Raw genomic sequence first — 18,216 nt, 5'->3', positions numbered from 1 at the left:
AGCGGAGTGTCAGGTCATCCAAGTATTATTGACCCACCGCATTCGCCAGCAAGCCGGCTCCCACAGGATAGGTGGAGGCCTTTAGCCCGCGAACAACCACACCCCCGTCGCAGCCGACAATGCTCCGGCAACCCGCACAATCGGCGCAGCCGCCGCTGGCAGGAAGCGCACCACGGCGTAACCGGCGGTGTGCAGCGCAGCGGTGGCGCCGACGAAGCCCAATGCGTAACCCCAAGGGCTGGACATCTCCGGCAGCTCAAGGCCATGGGCCACGCCATGGAACATCGCGAACAGCGCGGTCGCCGACACAGCCACGAACAGCGGCGGACGCACCGCCAGTGCCACGGCCAGACCCAGTGCAAACACCGACGCCGCAATCCCGCTTTCCAGCCCAGGCAATGCCAGGCCTTCAAAGCCCATCAATCCACCGATCAGCATGGTGCCGACAAACGTCATCGGCAGCGCCCAGCGAGCGGCGCCTTTCTGTTGAGCGGCCCACAACCCGACGGCCACCATCGCCAACAGGTGATCGATGCCGCTCAGTGGGTGGCTGATGCCCGCCACCAGACCGCTTTCATCGTGGCCGGGGTGAGCGAACGCCAAGGCCGGAACCAGCAGCAGCGCCAAGGCGCCGAGGATTTTGGTGCGCGATAAGGTTTTGCGATTCATCAATTATCGTCCTTAGTGAATGAAATCAGGCAGCGGTCAGCAGGCCTTGGCGCTCGATGAAGGCGATGATGTCCTCCAGGCCATGGCCGGTTTTCTGGTTGCTGAACACGAACGGTTTGTCGCCGCGCATTTTTTTGGTGTCGCGGTCCATCATCTCCAGCGACGCGCCCACCAGCGGCGCGAGATCAATTTTGTTGATCACCAGCAGGTCGGATTTGCAGATGCCCGGCCCGCCTTTGCGCGGCAGCTTGTCGCCTGCCGACACGTCGATCACGTAGATGGTCAGGTCCGACAATTCAGGGCTGAACGTCGCGGACAGGTTGTCGCCGCCCGATTCGACGATGATCAGGTCCAGGCCTTCGAAACGACGGTTCAACTGATCCACGGCTTCCAGATTGATCGACGCGTCTTCGCGGATCGCAGTGTGTGGGCAGCCGCCGGTTTCCACGCCAATGATGCGCTCAGGCGCCAAGGCCTCGTTGCGCACCAGAAAGTCGGCGTCTTCGCGGGTGTAGATGTCGTTGGTGACCACGGCGAGGTTGTAGCGCTCGCGCAACGCCAGGCAGAGGGCGAGGGTCAGCGCAGTCTTGCCGGACCCGACCGGGCCGCCGATACCGACGCGCAAAGGTTGGCTGTTCATAAGGTGTTCTCCGTTGATCTTTTTTTGTGCAGTTCGTAGGGGGGCCAATAAAGGGTCACGATCGAAACAGTCGGCTGTACTGGCGCTCATGGGCCATGCTTGCCAACGCCAGGCCAAACGGCGCGCTGCCCATGTGTTCAGGATCAAGTTCAGTGGCACGTAGCTGCGCGGTTTGCAGCAGGGGCGTCAATTCGCTGGTCAGGCGTTGCGCGGCCTGTTGCCCCAGCGGCAGGGTTTTCATCAGCACGGCCAGTTGGTTCTCCAGCCAGCTCCACAGCCAGGCGGCGAGGGCGTCCTGCGGGTCGATGTGCCAGGCGCGTGCGGCGAGCGCCCAGCCCAGGGCCAGATGCGGCTCATCGGTCTGGCGCAGGAAATCCCGGGCAGGCTGATCGAGCTCAGGCAGACCGATGAGCAACTGCTGCAACGAGTAACCCATCTGCCGACTTTCCAGATGCAGCTCACGGGTTTCCCGGCTGGCACGATGCTCTTCGCTCAGTTGCAGCAACGTGGCCCAGTCCTCGTCGGCCGCCGCCGTGCAATGGGCCAATAAAAGCGGGGCTTCGAAGCGGCACAGGTTCAGCAACAGTTGATCGCCGATCCAGCGCGCGGCGCTGGGCGGGTCGCTGACGATGGATCGCTCCACAGCCATTTCGAGCCCTTGGGAATAGCTGTAGCCGCCAATTGGCAGCTGCGGGCTCGCCAGACGCAACAGCGCCCACGCTTTATTCATGGCCGCAGGCTCATTTGCGGACGCCGAACTGATGAATGCGCGGCGCGTAGTTGAAGTCTTCTTCCCCCGCACGCGAATGGTGATGCCCACCGCCATACGCGCCGTGTTCCGGCTGGAAGGGCGCTTCAATGGACTCGGTGGTCGCGCCCAACTGATCGAGCATGGCCTTGAGCACGTAGTCGTCGAGCAAACGCAGCCAGCCATCGCCGACTTGCAGTGCGACGTGTCGGTTACCGAGGTGATAGGCGGCGCGGGTCAGCTCGTAAGCGCTGCTGCAGGTGACGTGCATCAGTTGCTCCGGCCGAGCGCAGACGCGCACGATGCGTCCGTCTTCCGCCTTGAGAAAATCCCCGTCGCGCAGCGGCGATTGCCCCCGTTCGAGGAACAGCCCCACGTCTTCGCCCTCGGCACTGAAACAGCGCAGACGGCTTTTACTCCGCGCTTCGAAATTCAAATGCAGCTCAGCGGCCCAGTCAGTCTGGGGTTCGATTCGTTGATGAATCACCAGCATCGGAAAACTTCCAGCAATGTGCGATGGAATAGGCAGAGCAAGGGGCTTGCCAACTGACAGGTCAGTCAGGAATGGGCGGCGGGGCCTGAGGAGGTGATAGAAGGTGGGGCGCTAGTGCGGGTTATGTTGGTGCGTGATTGAAGACGATGCACTGGTTTGGGTCGATCGTTGGAAGAATTGTAGGAGTGAGCTTGCTCGCGATAGCGCAGTGTCAGTGCCGTCGATATTGACTGGCACACCTTGATCGCGAGCAAGCTCACTCCTACAGGAAATCGGATAGCCAAAAGTGCAGGCAGCTACTCCGTACTGCCCAGGCCCTGCCAGCGCTTGGCGCCGATGAAGATGAAACGCAGTTGCTGCGTGATCTTGGCCCGAGGCGTCATGTGCTCCGCCAAGGTCACGGGTGGCGGGTCGATCAGTTCGGGGAGCATGGCGAACACGCTTTTGACGACCAGATCGGCCATCACCGCGAGGTCATCGGGATTCAGGTGATGAAATTTGGGCATCGACGCCAGGTCGGTCGCGAGGTCGGCGATGATCGCCTCACGCAAGGCGCCCAGCGCCTGACGCACCTTCAGCGAGCCGCCGTACTGCTCACGGGCCAGAAACAGAAACTGCGAGCGATTGGCCGCGACCACTTCAAGAAAAATCCGCACCGAAGCATCGATGATCCCGGTGTTGATGTCGCTGTTGTGTCGCACCCGGCGAATGGTTTCGCGAAAGGTCTGGCCGACCTCGCTCACCAACGCCAGGCCCAGATGGTCCATGTCGTCGAAATGGCGATAAAAGCCAGTGGGCACGATTCCCGCCGTTTTCGCCACTTCCCGCAGGCTCAGACTACCAAAGCCGCGACCGCTCTCCATCAACCCCCGGGCTGCATCGAGCAGGGCGTGACGGGTCTGCTGTTTCTGTTCGGCGCGGGGCAGCATGGAGTAGGCAATATCTGAAGGAGAAGTGGGCAGCACTCTAGCAAATGCGTTTGCGCGGCGTCGAACCCGGTTTTCCGCAATGGGCAGTCGACACGAAAAGCCCGGCATCAGGGCCGGGCTTTGGCATTTGAACATTGGGATCAGGAAACGCGCTGATACTGCTGGACCAGACGGTCAGGGCCGTTGTCGGCGACACGCTGGTAGCGGTGCGCAAGGTTGTCGCAATTTTCTTCGATAGCAACGCGCTGGTACTGATGGATCACGCGATCAGTCCCTTCCTGCGCCAAGGTGGGCAGACCGGCTTCCTGGGACAGTTTCACTTCGCCGAGCATCGGTTGTTCGCTGGCAGGCATCGCGAACGCGCTGGAGGCGAGAAGGGAAAGGGTCAGTGCGATCAATTGGCGTTTCATGGTGGTTGCTCTTGGAAAGGGCGTGTTGTGAACGTGAGGGCAATTTTACTGGCGGAGCGGGGATAAAGAAGTTCAAAGGGCTGATGGTGACCATCGACAGAATTGATTCGGCGGCGCGGGCCTTTATTTACGGGGCTTGTAGCTCGATTGGTCGGCTTGCTCAGCACGTCAGGGAATGTCTGCGACAGGCCGGTGCGGAACTTTTCCGAACCTGATTTCCCGATTTCATCAAACCCACGGCGCTTTTGTCAGTCAGAGGGGGTATGACGTGCAAGACGCGCCCAGGAAGGGCCGTCTGTAGATTGGGGAGAAAACGCAATGACGCGAGGCCGCAAGATTTTCGCCTGGACAGTCGGCATTCTGCTGCTGTTGCTGGCTGTATTGATCATCGTGATCGCAACTTTCGACTGGAACCGGCTCAAGCCGACCATCAACGAAAAAGTGTCGGCCGAGCTGCACCGACCGTTCGCCATCAACGGCAATCTGGCCGTTCAATGGCGCCGCGAGCCTGACGAAGGCGGCTGGCGCGCGTGGGTGCCTTGGCCGCACATGTCGGCTGAAGACATCGCGCTGGGTAACCCCGAATGGTCGAAAGTCCCTCAAATGGTGACCCTCAAACGTGTGGAAATGCGTTTGTCGCCGCTACCATTATTAGCGCAGCGCGTCGTTATTCCGCGCATTGACCTGACCGAACCCAATGCCAAGATTGAACGTCTGGCCGATGGTCGCGCCAACTGGGTGTTCGACCTGCCCAAGAGCGACCCCAACGCCAAACCGTCGAACTGGGTGGTGGACATCGGCTCGATCGGCTTCGACAAAGGCTTCGTGAGTTACAACGACCAGAAAATCAACACCGCCGTGGAAGTGGTCATCGACCCGCTTGGTAAGCCGATTCCGTTCAGTGACATCGTCGGCAGCGGCGAAGCGAAGAAAGTGAAAGACAAAGGCGCGTCGGCTCAGGACTACGCGTTCGGCTTCAAGGCGAAAGGCCAATACCACGGTCAGGCCCTTAACGGCACCGGTAAAGTCGGTGGCTTGCTGGCGTTGAAAGATGCGGCGCTGCCGTTTCCGGTTCAGGCGGATGTCAGTGCGGGCAACACGCGGGTGGCGGTTGCAGGCACGGTCACCGACCCGCAGAACCTGGGTGAGCTGGACCTGAGTCTGAAACTGTCCGGCGACAGCCTGGGCAACTTGTACCCACTGACCGGCGTGACGCTGCCGGACTCCCCGCCGTACTCCACCGATGGCCGACTGATCGCCAAACTCCATGATCCGGCCGGAGCGTCGTTCCAGTACAAAGGCTTCAACGGCAAGATCGGCAACAGCGACATCCACGGCGATCTGGGTTTTGTCGCCAGCGAGCCGCGTCCAAAGTTGAGCGGTGCGCTGGTCTCCAATCAATTGCTGATGGCTGACCTCAAGCCGCTGATTGGCGCCGATTCAAACGCCGAACAGAAATCCCGAGGCGGCGAGAGCAAACAGCCTACCGACAAAGTGCTGCCGGTGGAGGAATTCAAAACCGACCGCTGGAGCGCGATGGACGCGGACGTCGAGTTCACCGGCAAGAAAATCGTCCAGAGCGCCGAGCTGCCGTTCACTGACCTCTATACGCATGTGGTGCTGAACGACGGCCAATTGAGCCTCCAACCCCTGCGCTTTGGCGTCGCGGGCGGCAAACTGGACGCAGACATCAAGCTCAATGGCCACTCCCAACCGTTGGAAGGACGCGCGAAGTTGACCGCGCGCGGCTTCAAGCTCAAGCAACTGTTCCCGACCTTTGAACCGATGAAAACCAGCTTTGGTGAGCTGAACGGCGACGCTGACATTGCTGGCAAAGGTAACTCCGTGGCGGCATTGCTGGGCACGGCCAATGGCGAGATGAAGCTGCTGGTGAACGACGGTGCGATCAGCCGTGACCTGATGGAGATTGCCGGTCTGAACGTCGGTAACTACGTCGTGGGTACGCTGTTCGGCGACAAGAACGTGAAGATCAACTGCGCGGCCTCCGACTTCGGGTTCAAAGACGGGCTGGCGACCAGCAAGCTGTCGGTGTTCGACACTGAGAACGCGATCATCTACATCGACGGCACGGCGAACATGAAGGCCGAGCAGTTGGACTTGAAGGTCACGCCGGAATCCAAGGGTTTCCGTGTCTTCTCCCTGCGGTCGCCGCTGTACGTGCGCGGTCCGTTCATCAAGCCAAGTGCCGGTGTGCAATCTGGTCCCCTGCTACTGCGGGGTGCTGGGATGGTGTTGCTGGGTGCGGCGGTCGGACCTGCGGCGGGGTTGCTGGCATTGGTCGCGCCGAGTGGTGGCGAGCCCAATCAGTGCGCGCCGCTGTTGGAGCAGATGCGCGCGGGCAAGGCGCCTAAAACCGTTAAGTGAAGCGGAGATCACCTGCAGCTGCGCGGCTTGCCGTCGGTGGCGTCATGTCAGTGGAGAGTGGTGTGGCCTGCGTACACCCTGTAGGAGCCGGCTTGCTGGCGAACGCTCGGATCAGCGATGAATGCGGTGACTGGCACAATGGGTTCGCCAGCAAGCCGGCTCCTACAGGGTTTGTGCAAGCCCCCGCGGGAGACGCCGGAGGTCACGACGGCAGCGAAGGGGGCAGACCTGCCTCCACCTGCCCAACAGTCACCCATAAAAAAGCCAGAGCACATGCCCTGGCTTTTTGCATTCCCGCTCAGGCATCACAGCCCGTCGAGGATGTCCGCCATGTCGTCGGCGTGTTCTTCTTCCTGCGCCAGGATCTCTTCGAAGATGCGACGGGTGGTCGGGTCTTTGTCGCCGATGTACTGAATGATCTCGCGATAGCTGTCGATGGCAATGCGCTCGGCGATCAGGTCTTCAGTGACCATCTCTTTCAGCGTATTACCGGCCACGTACTGCGCGTGGGAGTTTTTCGACAGCAGGTCCGGGTTCAGTTCCGGCTCGCCGCCCAGTTGCACGATACGCTCGGCCAGTTTGTCGGCGTGCTCGGCTTCCTGCTCGGCGTGCTCAAGAAATTCGGCCGCCGCGACCTGGGCTTTCACGCCTTTGGCCATGTAGTAGTGGCGCTTGTAACGCAGGACGCACACCCATTCGGTGGCCAGCGAGGCGTTCAGCAGGCGAATGATCTCTTCGCGGTCGCCGTCATAGCCTTCGGTCACTGCACCGTTTTCAACGTTGTGACGCGCACGTTCGCGCAGGGTGCTGACATCGGTTAATTGCTGCACATCGCTCATCATTCATCTCCAGGGCTAATCCGGTTTTTTGCCGTCTCGCTCTTGATGCGCTGGTCGTAAAAGCCTGACCGGCGCCCGGTGAGATCGGGTCTTAAGGTGTGAGTGTCGAGCGCGGGGAAAAGTTTTATTTGTTTTGTCGTCGTCCGCACGGGACACAGGAACCGTGTAGGAGTGAGCTTGCTCGCGATCAGGGTGTGTTAGCCGGTATCAATTTATGAGACAGACCGCCATCGCGAGCAAGCTCACCCCTACAGTTCAGATTGTGTGTGGATCACATCGCCTTTTCATTCGCCTCACGCTGTTCGCAGGTCATGAAACCTTTGCTGTCCACGCGGTCGTTGGCGCCAAAGGTCACGTAATACGCCTGTTGATGGCCATCCTTATTCAAGATGTAGTTGTTGCACGTGCCAGGGTGAACCTTGCGATGCACACGGGTGGAAGGCTCGCCGCCGAGGGTCAGCACTTGCTGTTCGGTCATGCCCGTGTCGACCTGCTTGACCAGGGGCTCATTGCGATACGTCGCGTAGTCCACCGGGTTTTGCAGGGTTGTCGATGTACAGCCCGCCAGCGCGGCCATTGCGAACACTACTGCCAAGGATTGCTTGTACATAACCGGTCACTCCAGAGAAAGGCCATTGGTGGCCCGTTGCACTTATGAGCATTGGCCGATTGAAAGAGTTCGATCAAAAGATGGCGATGGGGCATTACCCCGTTTTGTCATCAATGATGAATGGTTTGCGGCTAGGGTTTAGATTCCGGGCTGAGCAGGGGAGGCGGCTGGACGCGGATTCTGTGGGAGCGAATTCATTCGCGAAAAATCGTACATCCGGCGGAAATGTTTTGGCTGGACTGACCCATCGCGAATGAGGTCGCTCCCACAGAGGGATTGACATTCGACATCAGGAGATTCAACCGCCCATGACGCAAGAACAGGCCACGCGTTATCCGATTGTGCTGGTGCCGGGGTTATTGGGCTTTGTGAAGCTGATCGTCTATCCGTACTGGTACGGCATCGTCCCGGCGTTGCGACGGGGTGGGGCGACGGTGATTCCGGTGATGGTCTCGGCGGTGAACTCCACCGAAATTCGCGGCGAACAACTGCTTGCGCGAATCGAAGAAATCCTCAGGGACACGGGGGCCGCCAAGGTCAACCTCATCGGCCACAGCCAGGGTGCGCTGACCATTCGCTACGTCGCGGGCGTGCGGCCGGACTTGGTGGCTTCCGTTACCTCAGTCGCCGGTCCCAATCACGGCTCGGAACTGGCGGACTACCTCGAAGAACATTACCCACAAACGACGGTGCGTGGTCGGGCCGTGAACGCAGGCATCCGCTTGACCACGCTGGCGCTTGCTCTGCTCGACACGGGTTATCGCGGTACGCGGCTGCCGACCGACGTCGACGCTGCTCACCATTCGCTGACCACCCGTGGCGTTGCACGTTTCAATCGGCTGTTCCCGCAAGGCCTGCCTGAAAGCTGGGGCGGGCAGGGCGAAGAACTGGTCAACGGCGTGCGGTATTACTCGTGGTCCGGCACCTTGCAACCGGGGCGCACGGACCGGGGAAAAAACCGCCTCGATGCCGCTAATCTCACCTGCCGAATATTCGCTCGCACGTTCACGAAAGAGCGAGGTCAATCTGATGGCATGGTCGGGCGATTCAGTTCGCACCTGGGCACAGTCATCGGTGACGACTTCCCGCTCGACCATTTCGACATCGTCAACCAGCACTTCGGGCTGGTCGGCAAAGGGGCTGATCCCGTGGGGCTGTTTCTCGAACACGCCTCGCGATTGAAAGCCGCTGGCCTCTGACTTTTTTAGCCGTAGTTCGTGATCTGTCGGCCCAAATGGGCCGCAAAGGAAGTGATGCGATGAGCGATAAAGAGCTTTATGAGATCGAGTACACCCTCGCTGGCGAACATCACGTCGATGTGATCGAAAACCTGGATGTGCCGATCATTGAGGTCGTCCACGAGTTGGCGCACAAGCACCACGTTGCGGTGGATGACGATCCCCTCGATGCGGGCAATCCACACGTCGGTCTGCCCCATGTCGCGGGCATTACCGACGTGTCGATTCACAGCGCGGAAGATCGCGAAGAGGCGTAGATCCTAACGGGTTGCGGCTTTGCGCAGCGGGGTGGTCCAGCGTTCAGCGAGGATCACGCCGCCCAGCGTCAATGCGCCGCCGATGAAGTGATAGGACGCCAGTTGCTCGCCCAACGCCAAGGCAGCGACCAAGGCCGTCAGAATCGGCACCAGATTGAAGAACAAGGTCGTGCGGCTGGGGCCAAGGATGCTGATGGCCTTCATCCACAGCAGAGGCGCGATCATCGACGTCGGGATGCATGCGTACAGCACCAGCGGGATGTTGCTGCCGTTCAGCCCGGTTTTCGGCGAGAGCAGGAACAGCGGAAACAGCGCGATGATCGCCACCAGAATCTGCAAATACAGCAATTGCAGCGGCGGCATGCGCAGCTGCCATTTCTTCAGCAGCGTGCTGTAAGTCGCGTAGGCCAGCGTCGCGACCAGCATCATCAAGTCCCCGAAGTTGACGCCATGGGCGATCAGCACGGCCCAACTGCCTTGCGACACCACTAACAGCACGCCCGCGAACGACACGAGTGCGCCGACCAACGCGCCTGCCGTCAGCGCAGTGCCAAGACTCGCAATCGACATGCCCAGCGTCATCACCGGCACCAGCGACAGGATGATGCCCATGTTGGTCGCGGTTGTGATGTTTGCCGCGTAGTACGCGAGGCTCTGATAAATCGCCATTCCCAGCACGCCCAGCACCACGACTTTGCCGACGATGGGCCGAATCGCCGCCCGATTGCGCAGCACCGGACCAAGCAGGAATGGCGTGAACAGCAAGCCCGCCAGCAGCCAGCGATAGAAGCCGATCTCGGCAGGGAAAATACGCCCGGCGGCCGCTTTGGTGATGACGTTGTTTCCCGCCCAGATCATGACGGTGAGCAGGGGATACAGGTATTGCATGGGAAAACCGGCAGAAGAATGAGGCGTCATTATCGGCTTGTCAGCATTGGCGTCTACCTCGCTGGCCGGTTTCGCGGAAATATGTCGCAACATTCTTTGACTACACTGCGTTCAACGCTGCGTCTGTGCGGCCATCCCGGAGAAAGTCGATGAAAATGCTGCGTGTTCCTCTGTTGGTCATGGGCTTGTTGATGTGCGCTCAAGGTTTCGCCGCCACGGCACAGCAAAACAAAATGACCACCTGCAATGCCGATGCGTCGGCCAAATCCTTGAAAGGCGACGACCGCAAGGCGTTCATGAGCACCTGCCTGAAAGCCGCGCCCGCTCCGGCGGCCACCCAGCAGGAGAAGATGAAAACCTGCAACGCGACGGCCTCGACCCAGGCGCTGAAAGGCGATGCGCGCAAGACGTTCATGAGTGACTGCCTGAAGAAAAAATAAGGCATTTGTTACCAGAGTTATCGAGATGAAACGGACCTGTGGGAGCGAATTCATTCGCGAAACGGCAGCGAAGACTTTGCAGATGTATCGCCGTAGTGGCCAATTGTCAGATCACCGCCCGGAGTGAATTCGGTCCCACAGGTATTTGCGTGTCAGTTAGAGCGACTAACGACACTTCTAGGCGCTGGTCCTTAACAGGGAACGCTGGCAGACTGCCCATCTTTTCAGGCCGTTCGTTTTTGAGGCTGTATGCCAACGTTTTCGCCGCGTCATGTGTACATCGCCAGCTGCATTCTCGTGTTCGGCGGTCTGCTGCTGGTGTTACCGCTCAAGCTCCTGCCCAGTCTGCTCGCGGGTCTGCTGGTTTACGAACTGGTCGACATGCTCACCCCGCAACTGCAACGCCTGATCGCCGGTGAACGCGCGCGCTGGTTGGCCGTGGCGTTGCTCGGCACGCTCGTCGTCAGTGTTCTTGCGCTGCTGTTCGCGGGCGCGATCAGTTTCATCCTGCACGAAGCCGAGAATCCCGGCGCGTCGCTGGATAAATTCATGATTCTGGTGGAGCGTGCCCGTGGCCAGTTGCCGCCGTTCATCGACGGCTATTTGCCCGCCAGCGCTTCTGAATTCCAGGCCTCCCTCAGCGCGTGGCTGACCAAGCACATCGGCGAGCTGCAATTGCTCGGCAAAGGCGCCGCACACATGTTCGTGACCCTGCTGATCGGCATGGTCCTGGGTGCGATCATTGCGCTGCAACGCATTCCCGACGTCACCAAACGCAAGCCCTTGGCCGCCGCGCTGTTCGAGCGTCTGCACCTGCTGAGTCAGGCGTTCCGCAACATCGTGTTCGCGCAGATCAAGATATCGCTGCTGAACACGGCGTTCACCTCGGTGTTCCTCGCGGTGATCCTGCCATTGTGCGGCGTGCACCTGCCGCTGACCAAGACGCTGATCGTCCTGACCTTCCTGCTCGGCTTGCTGCCAGTGGTGGGCAATCTCATGTCCAACACGCTGATCTTCATCGTCGGCATGTCGCTGTCGATCTGGGTCGCGTTGGCGGCGCTGGGGTACCTGATCGTGATCCATAAGGTCGAATACTTCCTCAACGCCCGGATCGTCGGCGGGCAGATCAGCGCGAAGTCGTGGGAATTGCTGCTGGCGATGCTGATCTTCGAAGCGGCATTTGGCCTGCCCGGCGTGGTGGCGGGGCCGATTTATTACGCGTATTTGAAGAGCGAGTTGCGCAAGGTGGAGTTGGTCTGACGGCTGGGTTTACGTGCTGGGCCGGTAACCTGATCTCCTTGTAGGAGCCGGCTTGCTGGCGAATGCGGTACGTCAGACCCTATTCGCCGTCTGGCACACCGCTTTCGCTAGCAAGCCGGCTCCTACAGGTATGATCGTACCCACGCGCTGCATCGAGGGACGCGGAGGGTCCGGAGCGACATTCCCACGCAGAGCGTGGGAGCGATCATACGGCGGCGTTCTTAGCCGTACCGCTTTTTCGCCTCGATCGCCAGCCCGCTGCCGATGCTGCCGAAGATGTTCCCTTCGACGTGCCGCGCGTTCGGCAGCATCGCCGCGACGCTGTTGCGCAGGGCGGGGATGCCGCTGGAACCGCCGGTGAAGAACACGGTGTCCACGTCGGTCACGCCCACCCCTGCATCGTTCAGCAGGCTCGTCACGCTTTGTCGCACACGCTCCAGCAGCGCATCGATCGACGCCTCGAACAGCTCGCGGCTGAGGTCGGCGTTCAAACCGGCCTCGATACGGTCCATCGGCACCACGCGGTTGTGGGCATGGGTCAGTTGAATCTTGGTTTCTTCCACTTCCATCGCCAGCCAGTGCCCGGCGCGCTGTTCGATCAGCTTGAACAGGCGATCAATGCCCAAGGTGTCTTCGATGTCGTAACGCATGCTGCCCAGCGCCAGTTGCGACTTCTGCGAGTAAACCGAGTTGATGGTGTGCCAAGTCGCCAGGTTCATGTGGGTGCTGGTGGGCATGTAGGCGCCGCTTTTCATCCGGCTACCGTAGCCGAACAGCGGCATCACGCCTTGCAGGCTGAGCTGTTTGTCGAAGTCGGTGCCGCCGATGTGCACGCCGCCGGTGGCGAGGATGTCGCTTTGGCGGTCATCGACCCGACGACGCTCCGGCGACAGGCGCACCAGCGAAAAGTCAGACGTACCCCCGCCGATGTCGACAATCAACACCAGCTCTTCACGCTCCAGCGTCGACTCGTAGTCGAAGGCCGCCGCGATGGGTTCGAACTGAAACGACACGTCCTTGAAGCCAATCTTGCGCGCCACTTCGGCCAGGGTGTCTTCAGCCTCCTGGTCGGCGGCCGCATCGTCATCGACGAAATGCACCGGACGGCCCAGCACCACTTGTTCGAATGAATGACCAGCAACAGCTTCGGCGCGCTTTTTCAGCTCGCCGATGAACAGCCCGAGCAGGTCCTTGAACGGCATTGCCGTCCCCAGCACGCTGGTGTCGTGCTTGATCAGCTTGGAACCCAGCAGGCTCTTGAGCGAGCGCATCAGGCGGCCTTCATAGCCTTCCAGGTATTCGTGCAACGCCAGACGGCCGTAGACCGGGCGACGCTCTTCCATGTTGAAAAAGACCACCGAGGGCAGGGTGATCTTGTCGTCCTCCAGCGCGATCAGGGTTTCCGTTCCGGGGCGCAGCCAGCCGACCGTGGAGTTGGAGGTGCCGAAATCGATGCCTACGGCACGGGCTGGGGATGGGGTGCTCATGTCTGTACGTTCCGGTCAAAAAAACGGCCGCGCAGTGTATGCGACAAAGCGCCAGATTCGTAGCGCGCACGTCGGTTTTTCTTTTCGTAGGCGTCTATTTCACGCGGGCCGCTTGAATCAGCGCACATCACCCCCAATCTCCAAGGCAACTCTCAATGCATACGGCCGGTTTGGACCCTGTTTCAAGCTCGCGAGGCCGTGTGCCGATAACCTTGCAACATTCAGCGCGGTCGACGTTCTCATTTGATAACGCGGGACGGAACTGTGCTGGAGACTCCGGAATGGGTGACCGTTAGATGGACTTCAAAGATTATTACAAGATCCTTGGCGTTGAGCCGACTGCGGACGAGAAGACGATCAAGACCGCTTACCGCAAGCTCGCGCGCAAGTATCACCCCGACGTCAGCAAAGAGCCTGGCGCGGAAGACAAATTCAAAGAGGCCTCCGAGGCCTATGAAGCGCTGAGCGACCCTGAAAAGCGCGCCGAATACGACGACATCCGCAAATACGGCCAGCAGGGCCGTTTCCAGCCGCCTCCGGGCTGGCAGGGCCGTGGTGGCGCGGGCGCAGGCCCGGGGTTTGGCGGTGGCGGTTTCGAGGGCGGGGATTTCTCCGACTTCTTCAGTTCTATTTTTGGCAATCGTGGCGGTCAGCCGGGCGGACGTCCGCGCAGCACGGGACGTAGAGGGCAAGACGTGGAACTGGACCTGGCGATTTTTCTGGAAGAAACCCTCTCCACCGAGTCAAAGAAGATCAGCTTCAAGGTGCCGCAGCACAGCGCCAACGGCCAGCGCATGGCGGACATCACCAAAAACCTCAATGTGAAGATTCCCGCGGGCGTGAGCGACGGCGAGCGCATTCGTCTTAAAGGACAAGGCGCGCCGGGCATTGCCGGGGGCGAAAATGGCGATCTGTTCCTGACCATTCGTCTGGCGCCGCACCCGCGCTTCGACGTCGAAGGCCATGACCTCATCATCACCGTGCCGCTGGCCCCGTGGGAGGCTGCGCTGGGTACGAAGGTTGCGGTGCCGACCTTGACCGGCAAGATCAACCTGACCATTCGTCCGGACAGTCAAAGCGGGCAGCGATTGCGGGTTAAAGGTAATGGTCTGTTGAACAAGCAGGGCGAGCGTGGCGATCTGTTCGCACAGTTGAAAATCGTCATGCCCAAGTCCACCGATGACGCCACCAAAGCGCTGTGGGAGAAACTGGCCGAAAAGGCCGCTTTCGATCCGAGGGCTCAATGGAGTAACTGATCATGCGCAATACCCTGGTCGTAGACATGAAGGAGTTCTGCCAGGTGGTCGATATGCCGGCCGCCTATGTCATCGAGATTGTCGAACACGGCATCGTCGAACCCCAGGGACACAGGCCGGATGATTGGCTGTTCGACACGTACTCGCTGTCGATCGCCAAGCGTGCGGCCAAATTGCACCATGATCTGGAAATGGAATGGGACGGCGTCGCCCTGGCGCTGAACCTGCTGGATGAGCTTGAGCAGGTGCGGGCCGAAAACCGCATGCTCAAACAGCGGCTGGGCAGGTTTTTGCAGGATTGAATGTGCATCGCGATACGTTCAGCACCGCTTACCCCCTGTGGGAGCGAATTCATTCGCGAGACGGCGGTACATTCGACGCATTTTTATCGCCAGAGCGAACCCATCGCGAATGAATTCGCTCCCACAGGGGAATGCGTACATCCGATGATTTGACGCCGTTCACCCCCTCTTCGGCAGCACCACCGTAAACGTGGTCCCATCCCCGACATTCGACGTCACGGTGATACTCCCGCCGTGGGCGTTGACCACTTCCTTGACGATGAACAACCCCAACCCCAGGCTGGTTGAAGGGTTGTGCGTGCCCGCTTCTTCGTTGAGCGCGCGCACCATCGGGTCGAAAATACTGCCGATGGCTTCCTGCGCAATCGGCTCGCCTTCGTTGTGCACCGACAGACTGATGTGATGCTCGCTGCCTGTGAGCGTCACGCTGATCTTGTGCGGCGAGGCACCATGTTGCAGGGCGTTGCCGATCAGGTTTTGCAGCAGTTGGTCAATTCGCGCGCGGTCCCACTCGCCCTGCGTCTCGCCGCGGGTAGTGAAGGTCGGGTCGCAGTCGGGATGACCCGCGATGGCGGCATCAATGGCCTCACGACAGGCCATGGTCATCTCCATCGGCTTGCGCTCGACCGGCAGGCTTGAGCCGAGACGGCTGCGCACGAACTCCAGCAAATCCCCAACCATGGTCGCCATGTGCCGACCGCTGCTTTTGATGGCCTTGATGTAAGCCATGTCCGCATCGTTGATGGTGGTCTTGCGCATCAGGATTTCGGACGACATGCCAATGGCTTGCAACGGCGCGCGAAGGTCGTGGCCCAGAATCGCCAGGAAGATGTCGCGCGAACGGGTAACACGTTCGGCGTAAGCCGCCGTTGACTCCGCCAGCGCTTCATCGATGGCTTCGTTGAAGCGGATCATGTCCGTAAAGTACGCGATCTCCGGCGAAGTCAGGCTTTCGACCCAAAACCGGATCACCGTTGCGCGCAGGTGACGAAACTCCGACGTCATCTGCACCAGGTCGAAGCCGACCGTGTGCCGCAGTTCGCCATGGCTGGCGGCGGCCTCATCCAGCGTCGGGGTCTTACCGACCTCTTCACCCTGCGATTTGGCGATCTGCTCGGACTTGGTCTGCGCCGTGTTCATGTCCCGCGCGGCCGCCAGCAGAATGGCCTTGGCGTGATCGCGCAGTTCCACACTGTTCATCGAATCCGCCGCAGGCGTCAGCGTCGCCGCGAATTTTTCCCACTCGTCGACGATGCGGTCCACGTGCTGAACGATGAAGTCGGAAAGACGCATGGGGGACAACCTTGCTGGCAGGGCACTGAATGAAGTGGGGCCATATTAGCGCCATGTCGTGACGGGAAGAACAACGGATTCATCAGAAGCACCGCAGCCCCTGTAGGAGTGAGCTTGCTCGCGATAGCGGTCTGCCTGCAGCACTCAGGTGACTGACCTAACGAGATCGCGAGCAAGCTCACTCCTACAAGGCGGCGTCATCCCGCGTGAGGAGTGCGCTCATCAGAACAGAAAATACCGCTGCGCCATCGGCAGCACGTCCGCAGGTTCGCACCACAGCAGCACGCCGTCGGCCTTGACCTGATAGGTCTGCGGATCGACGTCGATCTTCGGCAGGTAGTCGTTGTGGATAAGGTCCGCCTTGGTCACGCTGCGGCAGCCTTTGACTACGCCGATCTGTTTCTTCAGGCCTAGTTGCTCCGGCACGCCCGCGTCGAAGGCGGCCTGGCTGATGAAGGTCAGGCTGCTGGCGTGCAGGGCGCTGCCGTAGCTCGCGAACATCGGGCGGTAGTGCACGGGTTGCGGGGTCGGGATCGAGGCGTTGGCGTCGCCCATCAGGCTGGCTGCGATGGAGCCGCCCTTGAGGATCAGCGTTGGCTTGACGCCGAAGAACGCCGGGCGCCAGAGCACCAGGTCCGCCCATTTGCCCACTTCCACCGAACCGACTTCGTGGCTGATGCCGTGGGTGATCGACGGGTTGATGGTGTATTTGGCGATGTAGCGTTTGACCCGGAAATTGTCATTACCTTCGCCGTCACCCGGCAGGGCGCCGCGTTGGCGTTTCATCTTGTCGGCGGTCTGCCAGGTGCGCAGGATCACTTCACCCACGCGGCCCATGGCCTGGCTGTCGGAGCTGAGCATCGAAAACGCGCCCAGGTCGTGGAGGATGTCTTCGGCGGCGATGGTCTCGCGACGGATGCGGCTTTCGGCGAACGCCACGTCTTCGGCGATACTCGGGTCCAGGTGATGGCAAACCATCAGCATGTCCAGGTGCTCGTCGATGGTGTTGCGGGTGAACGGCCGGGTCGGGTTGGTCGAGCTCGGCAGCACGTTGGGAAAGCCGCACGCCTTGATGATGTCCGGCGCGTGTCCGCCCCCAGCCCCTTCGGTGTGATAGGTGTGAATGGTGCGGTTCTTGAACGCGCCGAGGGTCGTTTCGACGAAGCCGGATTCGTTCAGGGTGTCGGTGTGGATCGCCACCTGCACGTCGTATTGGTCGGCAACGGTCAGGCAGTTATCGATGGCGGCAGGGGTGGTGCCCCAGTCTTCGTGCAGCTTGAGGCCGATGGCACCTGCTTTCACTTGCTCGATCAACGGTTCAGGCACGCTGACGTTGCCCTTGCCGGTGAAGCCGATGTTCATCGGGAACGCTTCAGCGGCCTGCAACATGCGCATCATGTGCCATTTGCCGGGGGTGACGGTGGTGGCGTTGGTGCCCGTCGCAGGGCCGGTGCCGCCGCCGATCATGGTGGTCACGCCACTCATCAGCGCTTCTTCGATCTGCTGCGGGCAGATGAAGTGGATGTGCGTGTCGACGCCGCCAGCGGTGAGGATCATGCCCTCGCCGGCGATGACTTCGGTGGCCGCGCCGATGGCAATGGTCACGTCCGGCTGAATGTCCGGGTTGCCTGCTTTACCGATGGCTGCGATGCGCCCGTTCTTGAGGCCGACGTCGGCTTTGACGATGCCCCAGTGGTCGATGATCAGCGCGTTGGTGATCAGCGTGTCGACCACGTCGTCGGCTGACAGCTGGCCCTGGCCCATGCCATCACGAATGACCTTGCCGCCACCGAATTTCACTTCTTCGCCGTAGGTGGTGAAGTCCTTCTCGACCTCGACCCACAGCTCGGTGTCGGCCAGACGCACCCGGTCACCGACGGTAGGGCCGAACATGTCGGCGTAGGCTTGTTTAGAAATTTTCATGCGCATGCCTTGAGATTCAATTGGATTTGAGACCGCGTCAGTGAGTTCTGAGCGGGACCGCTTTGCGGTCTATCGCGAGCAAGCTCACTCCTACAGGACAGCGCATTACCTGTAGGAGTGAGCTTGCTCGCGATGGCGTCGTTTCATGC

Annotated in this window: 19 protein-coding genes; 7 read left to right on the top strand and 12 right to left on the bottom strand. The window is 60.4% G+C overall.

Annotated elements, in window-relative coordinates; all coding sequences use genetic code 11:
- Positions 1–81 precede the first annotated feature (81 nt).
- The 6 genes from AAEO81_RS27695 to AAEO81_RS27670 form a co-directional block, all read right to left on the bottom strand.
- Positions 82–669, bottom strand: coding sequence for a HupE/UreJ family protein (locus AAEO81_RS27695; protein ID WP_341960279.1), 588 nt, complete (start codon positions 667–669; stop codon positions 82–84).
- Positions 670–694: 25 nt separating this feature from the next.
- Positions 695–1,309: an urease accessory protein UreG gene (gene ureG / locus AAEO81_RS27690; protein ID WP_062378949.1), complete on the bottom strand. Its 615-nt coding sequence runs from the start codon at positions 1,307–1,309 to the stop codon at positions 695–697.
- A 55-nt stretch (positions 1,310–1,364) separates the two neighbouring features.
- Entirely contained in the window at positions 1,365–2,039 is a 675-nt protein-coding gene (locus AAEO81_RS27685; RefSeq protein ID WP_341960276.1) for an urease accessory protein UreF, read from the bottom strand.
- Between the two features lie 10 nt (positions 2,040–2,049).
- A complete protein-coding gene (gene ureE, locus AAEO81_RS27680) occupies positions 2,050–2,550 on the bottom strand; it encodes an urease accessory protein UreE (RefSeq protein ID WP_341960275.1) in 501 nt (166 codons plus the stop codon).
- 296 nt (positions 2,551–2,846) lie between these two features.
- Positions 2,847–3,479, bottom strand: a complete 633-nt coding sequence (locus AAEO81_RS27675; protein WP_166595981.1) for a TetR family transcriptional regulator — start codon at positions 3,477–3,479, stop codon at positions 2,847–2,849.
- Between the two features lie 140 nt (positions 3,480–3,619).
- On the bottom strand, positions 3,620–3,889 hold the full coding sequence (locus AAEO81_RS27670) for a hypothetical protein (RefSeq protein ID WP_166595980.1): 270 nt from the start codon (positions 3,887–3,889) through the stop codon (positions 3,620–3,622).
- A gap of 318 nt (positions 3,890–4,207) precedes the next feature.
- On the opposite strand from AAEO81_RS27670, the gene AAEO81_RS27665 reads away from it, so the two are divergent.
- A complete protein-coding gene (locus AAEO81_RS27665) occupies positions 4,208–6,274 on the top strand; it encodes an AsmA family protein (protein WP_341960272.1) in 2,067 nt (688 codons plus the stop codon).
- 305 nt (positions 6,275–6,579) lie between these two features.
- Here AAEO81_RS27665 and AAEO81_RS27660 read toward each other — a convergent pair whose 3' ends face one another.
- Together AAEO81_RS27660 and osmE are read right to left on the bottom strand one after the other, a co-directional pair.
- On the bottom strand, positions 6,580–7,113 hold the full coding sequence (locus tag AAEO81_RS27660) for a ferritin-like domain-containing protein (protein ID WP_166595978.1): 534 nt from the start codon (positions 7,111–7,113) through the stop codon (positions 6,580–6,582).
- 271 nt (positions 7,114–7,384) lie between these two features.
- Positions 7,385–7,723, bottom strand: coding sequence for an osmotically-inducible lipoprotein OsmE (gene osmE / locus AAEO81_RS27655; protein ID WP_166595977.1), 339 nt, complete (start codon positions 7,721–7,723; stop codon positions 7,385–7,387).
- Positions 7,724–8,031: 308 nt separating this feature from the next.
- On the opposite strand from osmE, the gene AAEO81_RS27650 reads away from it, so the two are divergent.
- Both AAEO81_RS27650 and AAEO81_RS27645 read left to right on the top strand, forming a co-directional pair.
- Positions 8,032–8,922 (top strand): triacylglycerol lipase, encoded by an 891-nt coding sequence (locus tag AAEO81_RS27650; RefSeq protein ID WP_166595976.1) that lies wholly within the window; start codon positions 8,032–8,034, stop codon positions 8,920–8,922.
- Between the two features lie 59 nt (positions 8,923–8,981).
- Positions 8,982–9,218, top strand: coding sequence for a hypothetical protein (locus tag AAEO81_RS27645; RefSeq protein ID WP_166595975.1), 237 nt, complete (start codon positions 8,982–8,984; stop codon positions 9,216–9,218).
- A gap of 3 nt (positions 9,219–9,221) precedes the next feature.
- Here AAEO81_RS27645 and AAEO81_RS27640 read toward each other — a convergent pair whose 3' ends face one another.
- Complete coding sequence (locus tag AAEO81_RS27640) at positions 9,222–10,106, bottom strand: DMT family transporter (RefSeq protein ID WP_341960269.1); 885 nt, start codon at positions 10,104–10,106, stop codon at positions 9,222–9,224.
- Positions 10,107–10,255: 149 nt separating this feature from the next.
- On the opposite strand from AAEO81_RS27640, the gene AAEO81_RS27635 reads away from it, so the two are divergent.
- Positions 10,256–10,546: a PsiF family protein gene (locus AAEO81_RS27635; protein ID WP_166595973.1), complete on the top strand. Its 291-nt coding sequence runs from the start codon at positions 10,256–10,258 to the stop codon at positions 10,544–10,546.
- A gap of 249 nt (positions 10,547–10,795) precedes the next feature.
- The gene (locus AAEO81_RS27630; RefSeq protein WP_166595972.1) at positions 10,796–11,806 is read left to right on the top strand and encodes a hypothetical protein; all 1,011 of its coding nucleotides are present in this window, start codon (positions 10,796–10,798) and stop codon (positions 11,804–11,806) included.
- A gap of 221 nt (positions 11,807–12,027) precedes the next feature.
- On the opposite strand, the gene AAEO81_RS27625 is transcribed toward AAEO81_RS27630, so the two are convergent.
- Positions 12,028–13,293, bottom strand: coding sequence for an Hsp70 family protein (locus AAEO81_RS27625; protein ID WP_341960266.1), 1,266 nt, complete (start codon positions 13,291–13,293; stop codon positions 12,028–12,030).
- Positions 13,294–13,589: 296 nt separating this feature from the next.
- Here AAEO81_RS27625 and cbpA point away from each other — a divergent pair, with 296 nt between their 5' ends.
- Together cbpA and AAEO81_RS27615 are read left to right on the top strand one after the other, a co-directional pair.
- Positions 13,590–14,549 (top strand): curved DNA-binding protein, encoded by a 960-nt coding sequence (gene cbpA / locus AAEO81_RS27620; RefSeq protein WP_166595970.1) that lies wholly within the window; start codon positions 13,590–13,592, stop codon positions 14,547–14,549.
- Between the two features lie 2 nt (positions 14,550–14,551).
- Positions 14,552–14,851: a chaperone modulator CbpM gene (locus tag AAEO81_RS27615; RefSeq protein WP_341960264.1), complete on the top strand. Its 300-nt coding sequence runs from the start codon at positions 14,552–14,554 to the stop codon at positions 14,849–14,851.
- A 159-nt stretch (positions 14,852–15,010) separates the two neighbouring features.
- Here the strand turns inward: AAEO81_RS27615 and AAEO81_RS27610 are convergent, their stop codons facing one another.
- Positions 15,011–16,144, bottom strand: coding sequence for a HAMP domain-containing sensor histidine kinase (locus AAEO81_RS27610; protein WP_341960262.1), 1,134 nt, complete (start codon positions 16,142–16,144; stop codon positions 15,011–15,013).
- Between the two features lie 222 nt (positions 16,145–16,366).
- A complete protein-coding gene (gene ureC / locus AAEO81_RS27605; protein WP_341960260.1) occupies positions 16,367–18,067 on the bottom strand; it encodes an urease subunit alpha in 1,701 nt (566 codons plus the stop codon).
- Positions 18,068–18,216 lie beyond the last annotated feature (149 nt).

It is taken from the genome of Pseudomonas sp. RC10, assembly GCF_038397775.1.
Taxonomy (GTDB): Bacteria; Pseudomonadota; Gammaproteobacteria; order Pseudomonadales; family Pseudomonadaceae; genus Aquipseudomonas; species Aquipseudomonas bambusae.
Note: the sequence above shows the minus strand (reverse complement) of the source record. Positions and strands in the feature narration are given on the sequence as shown.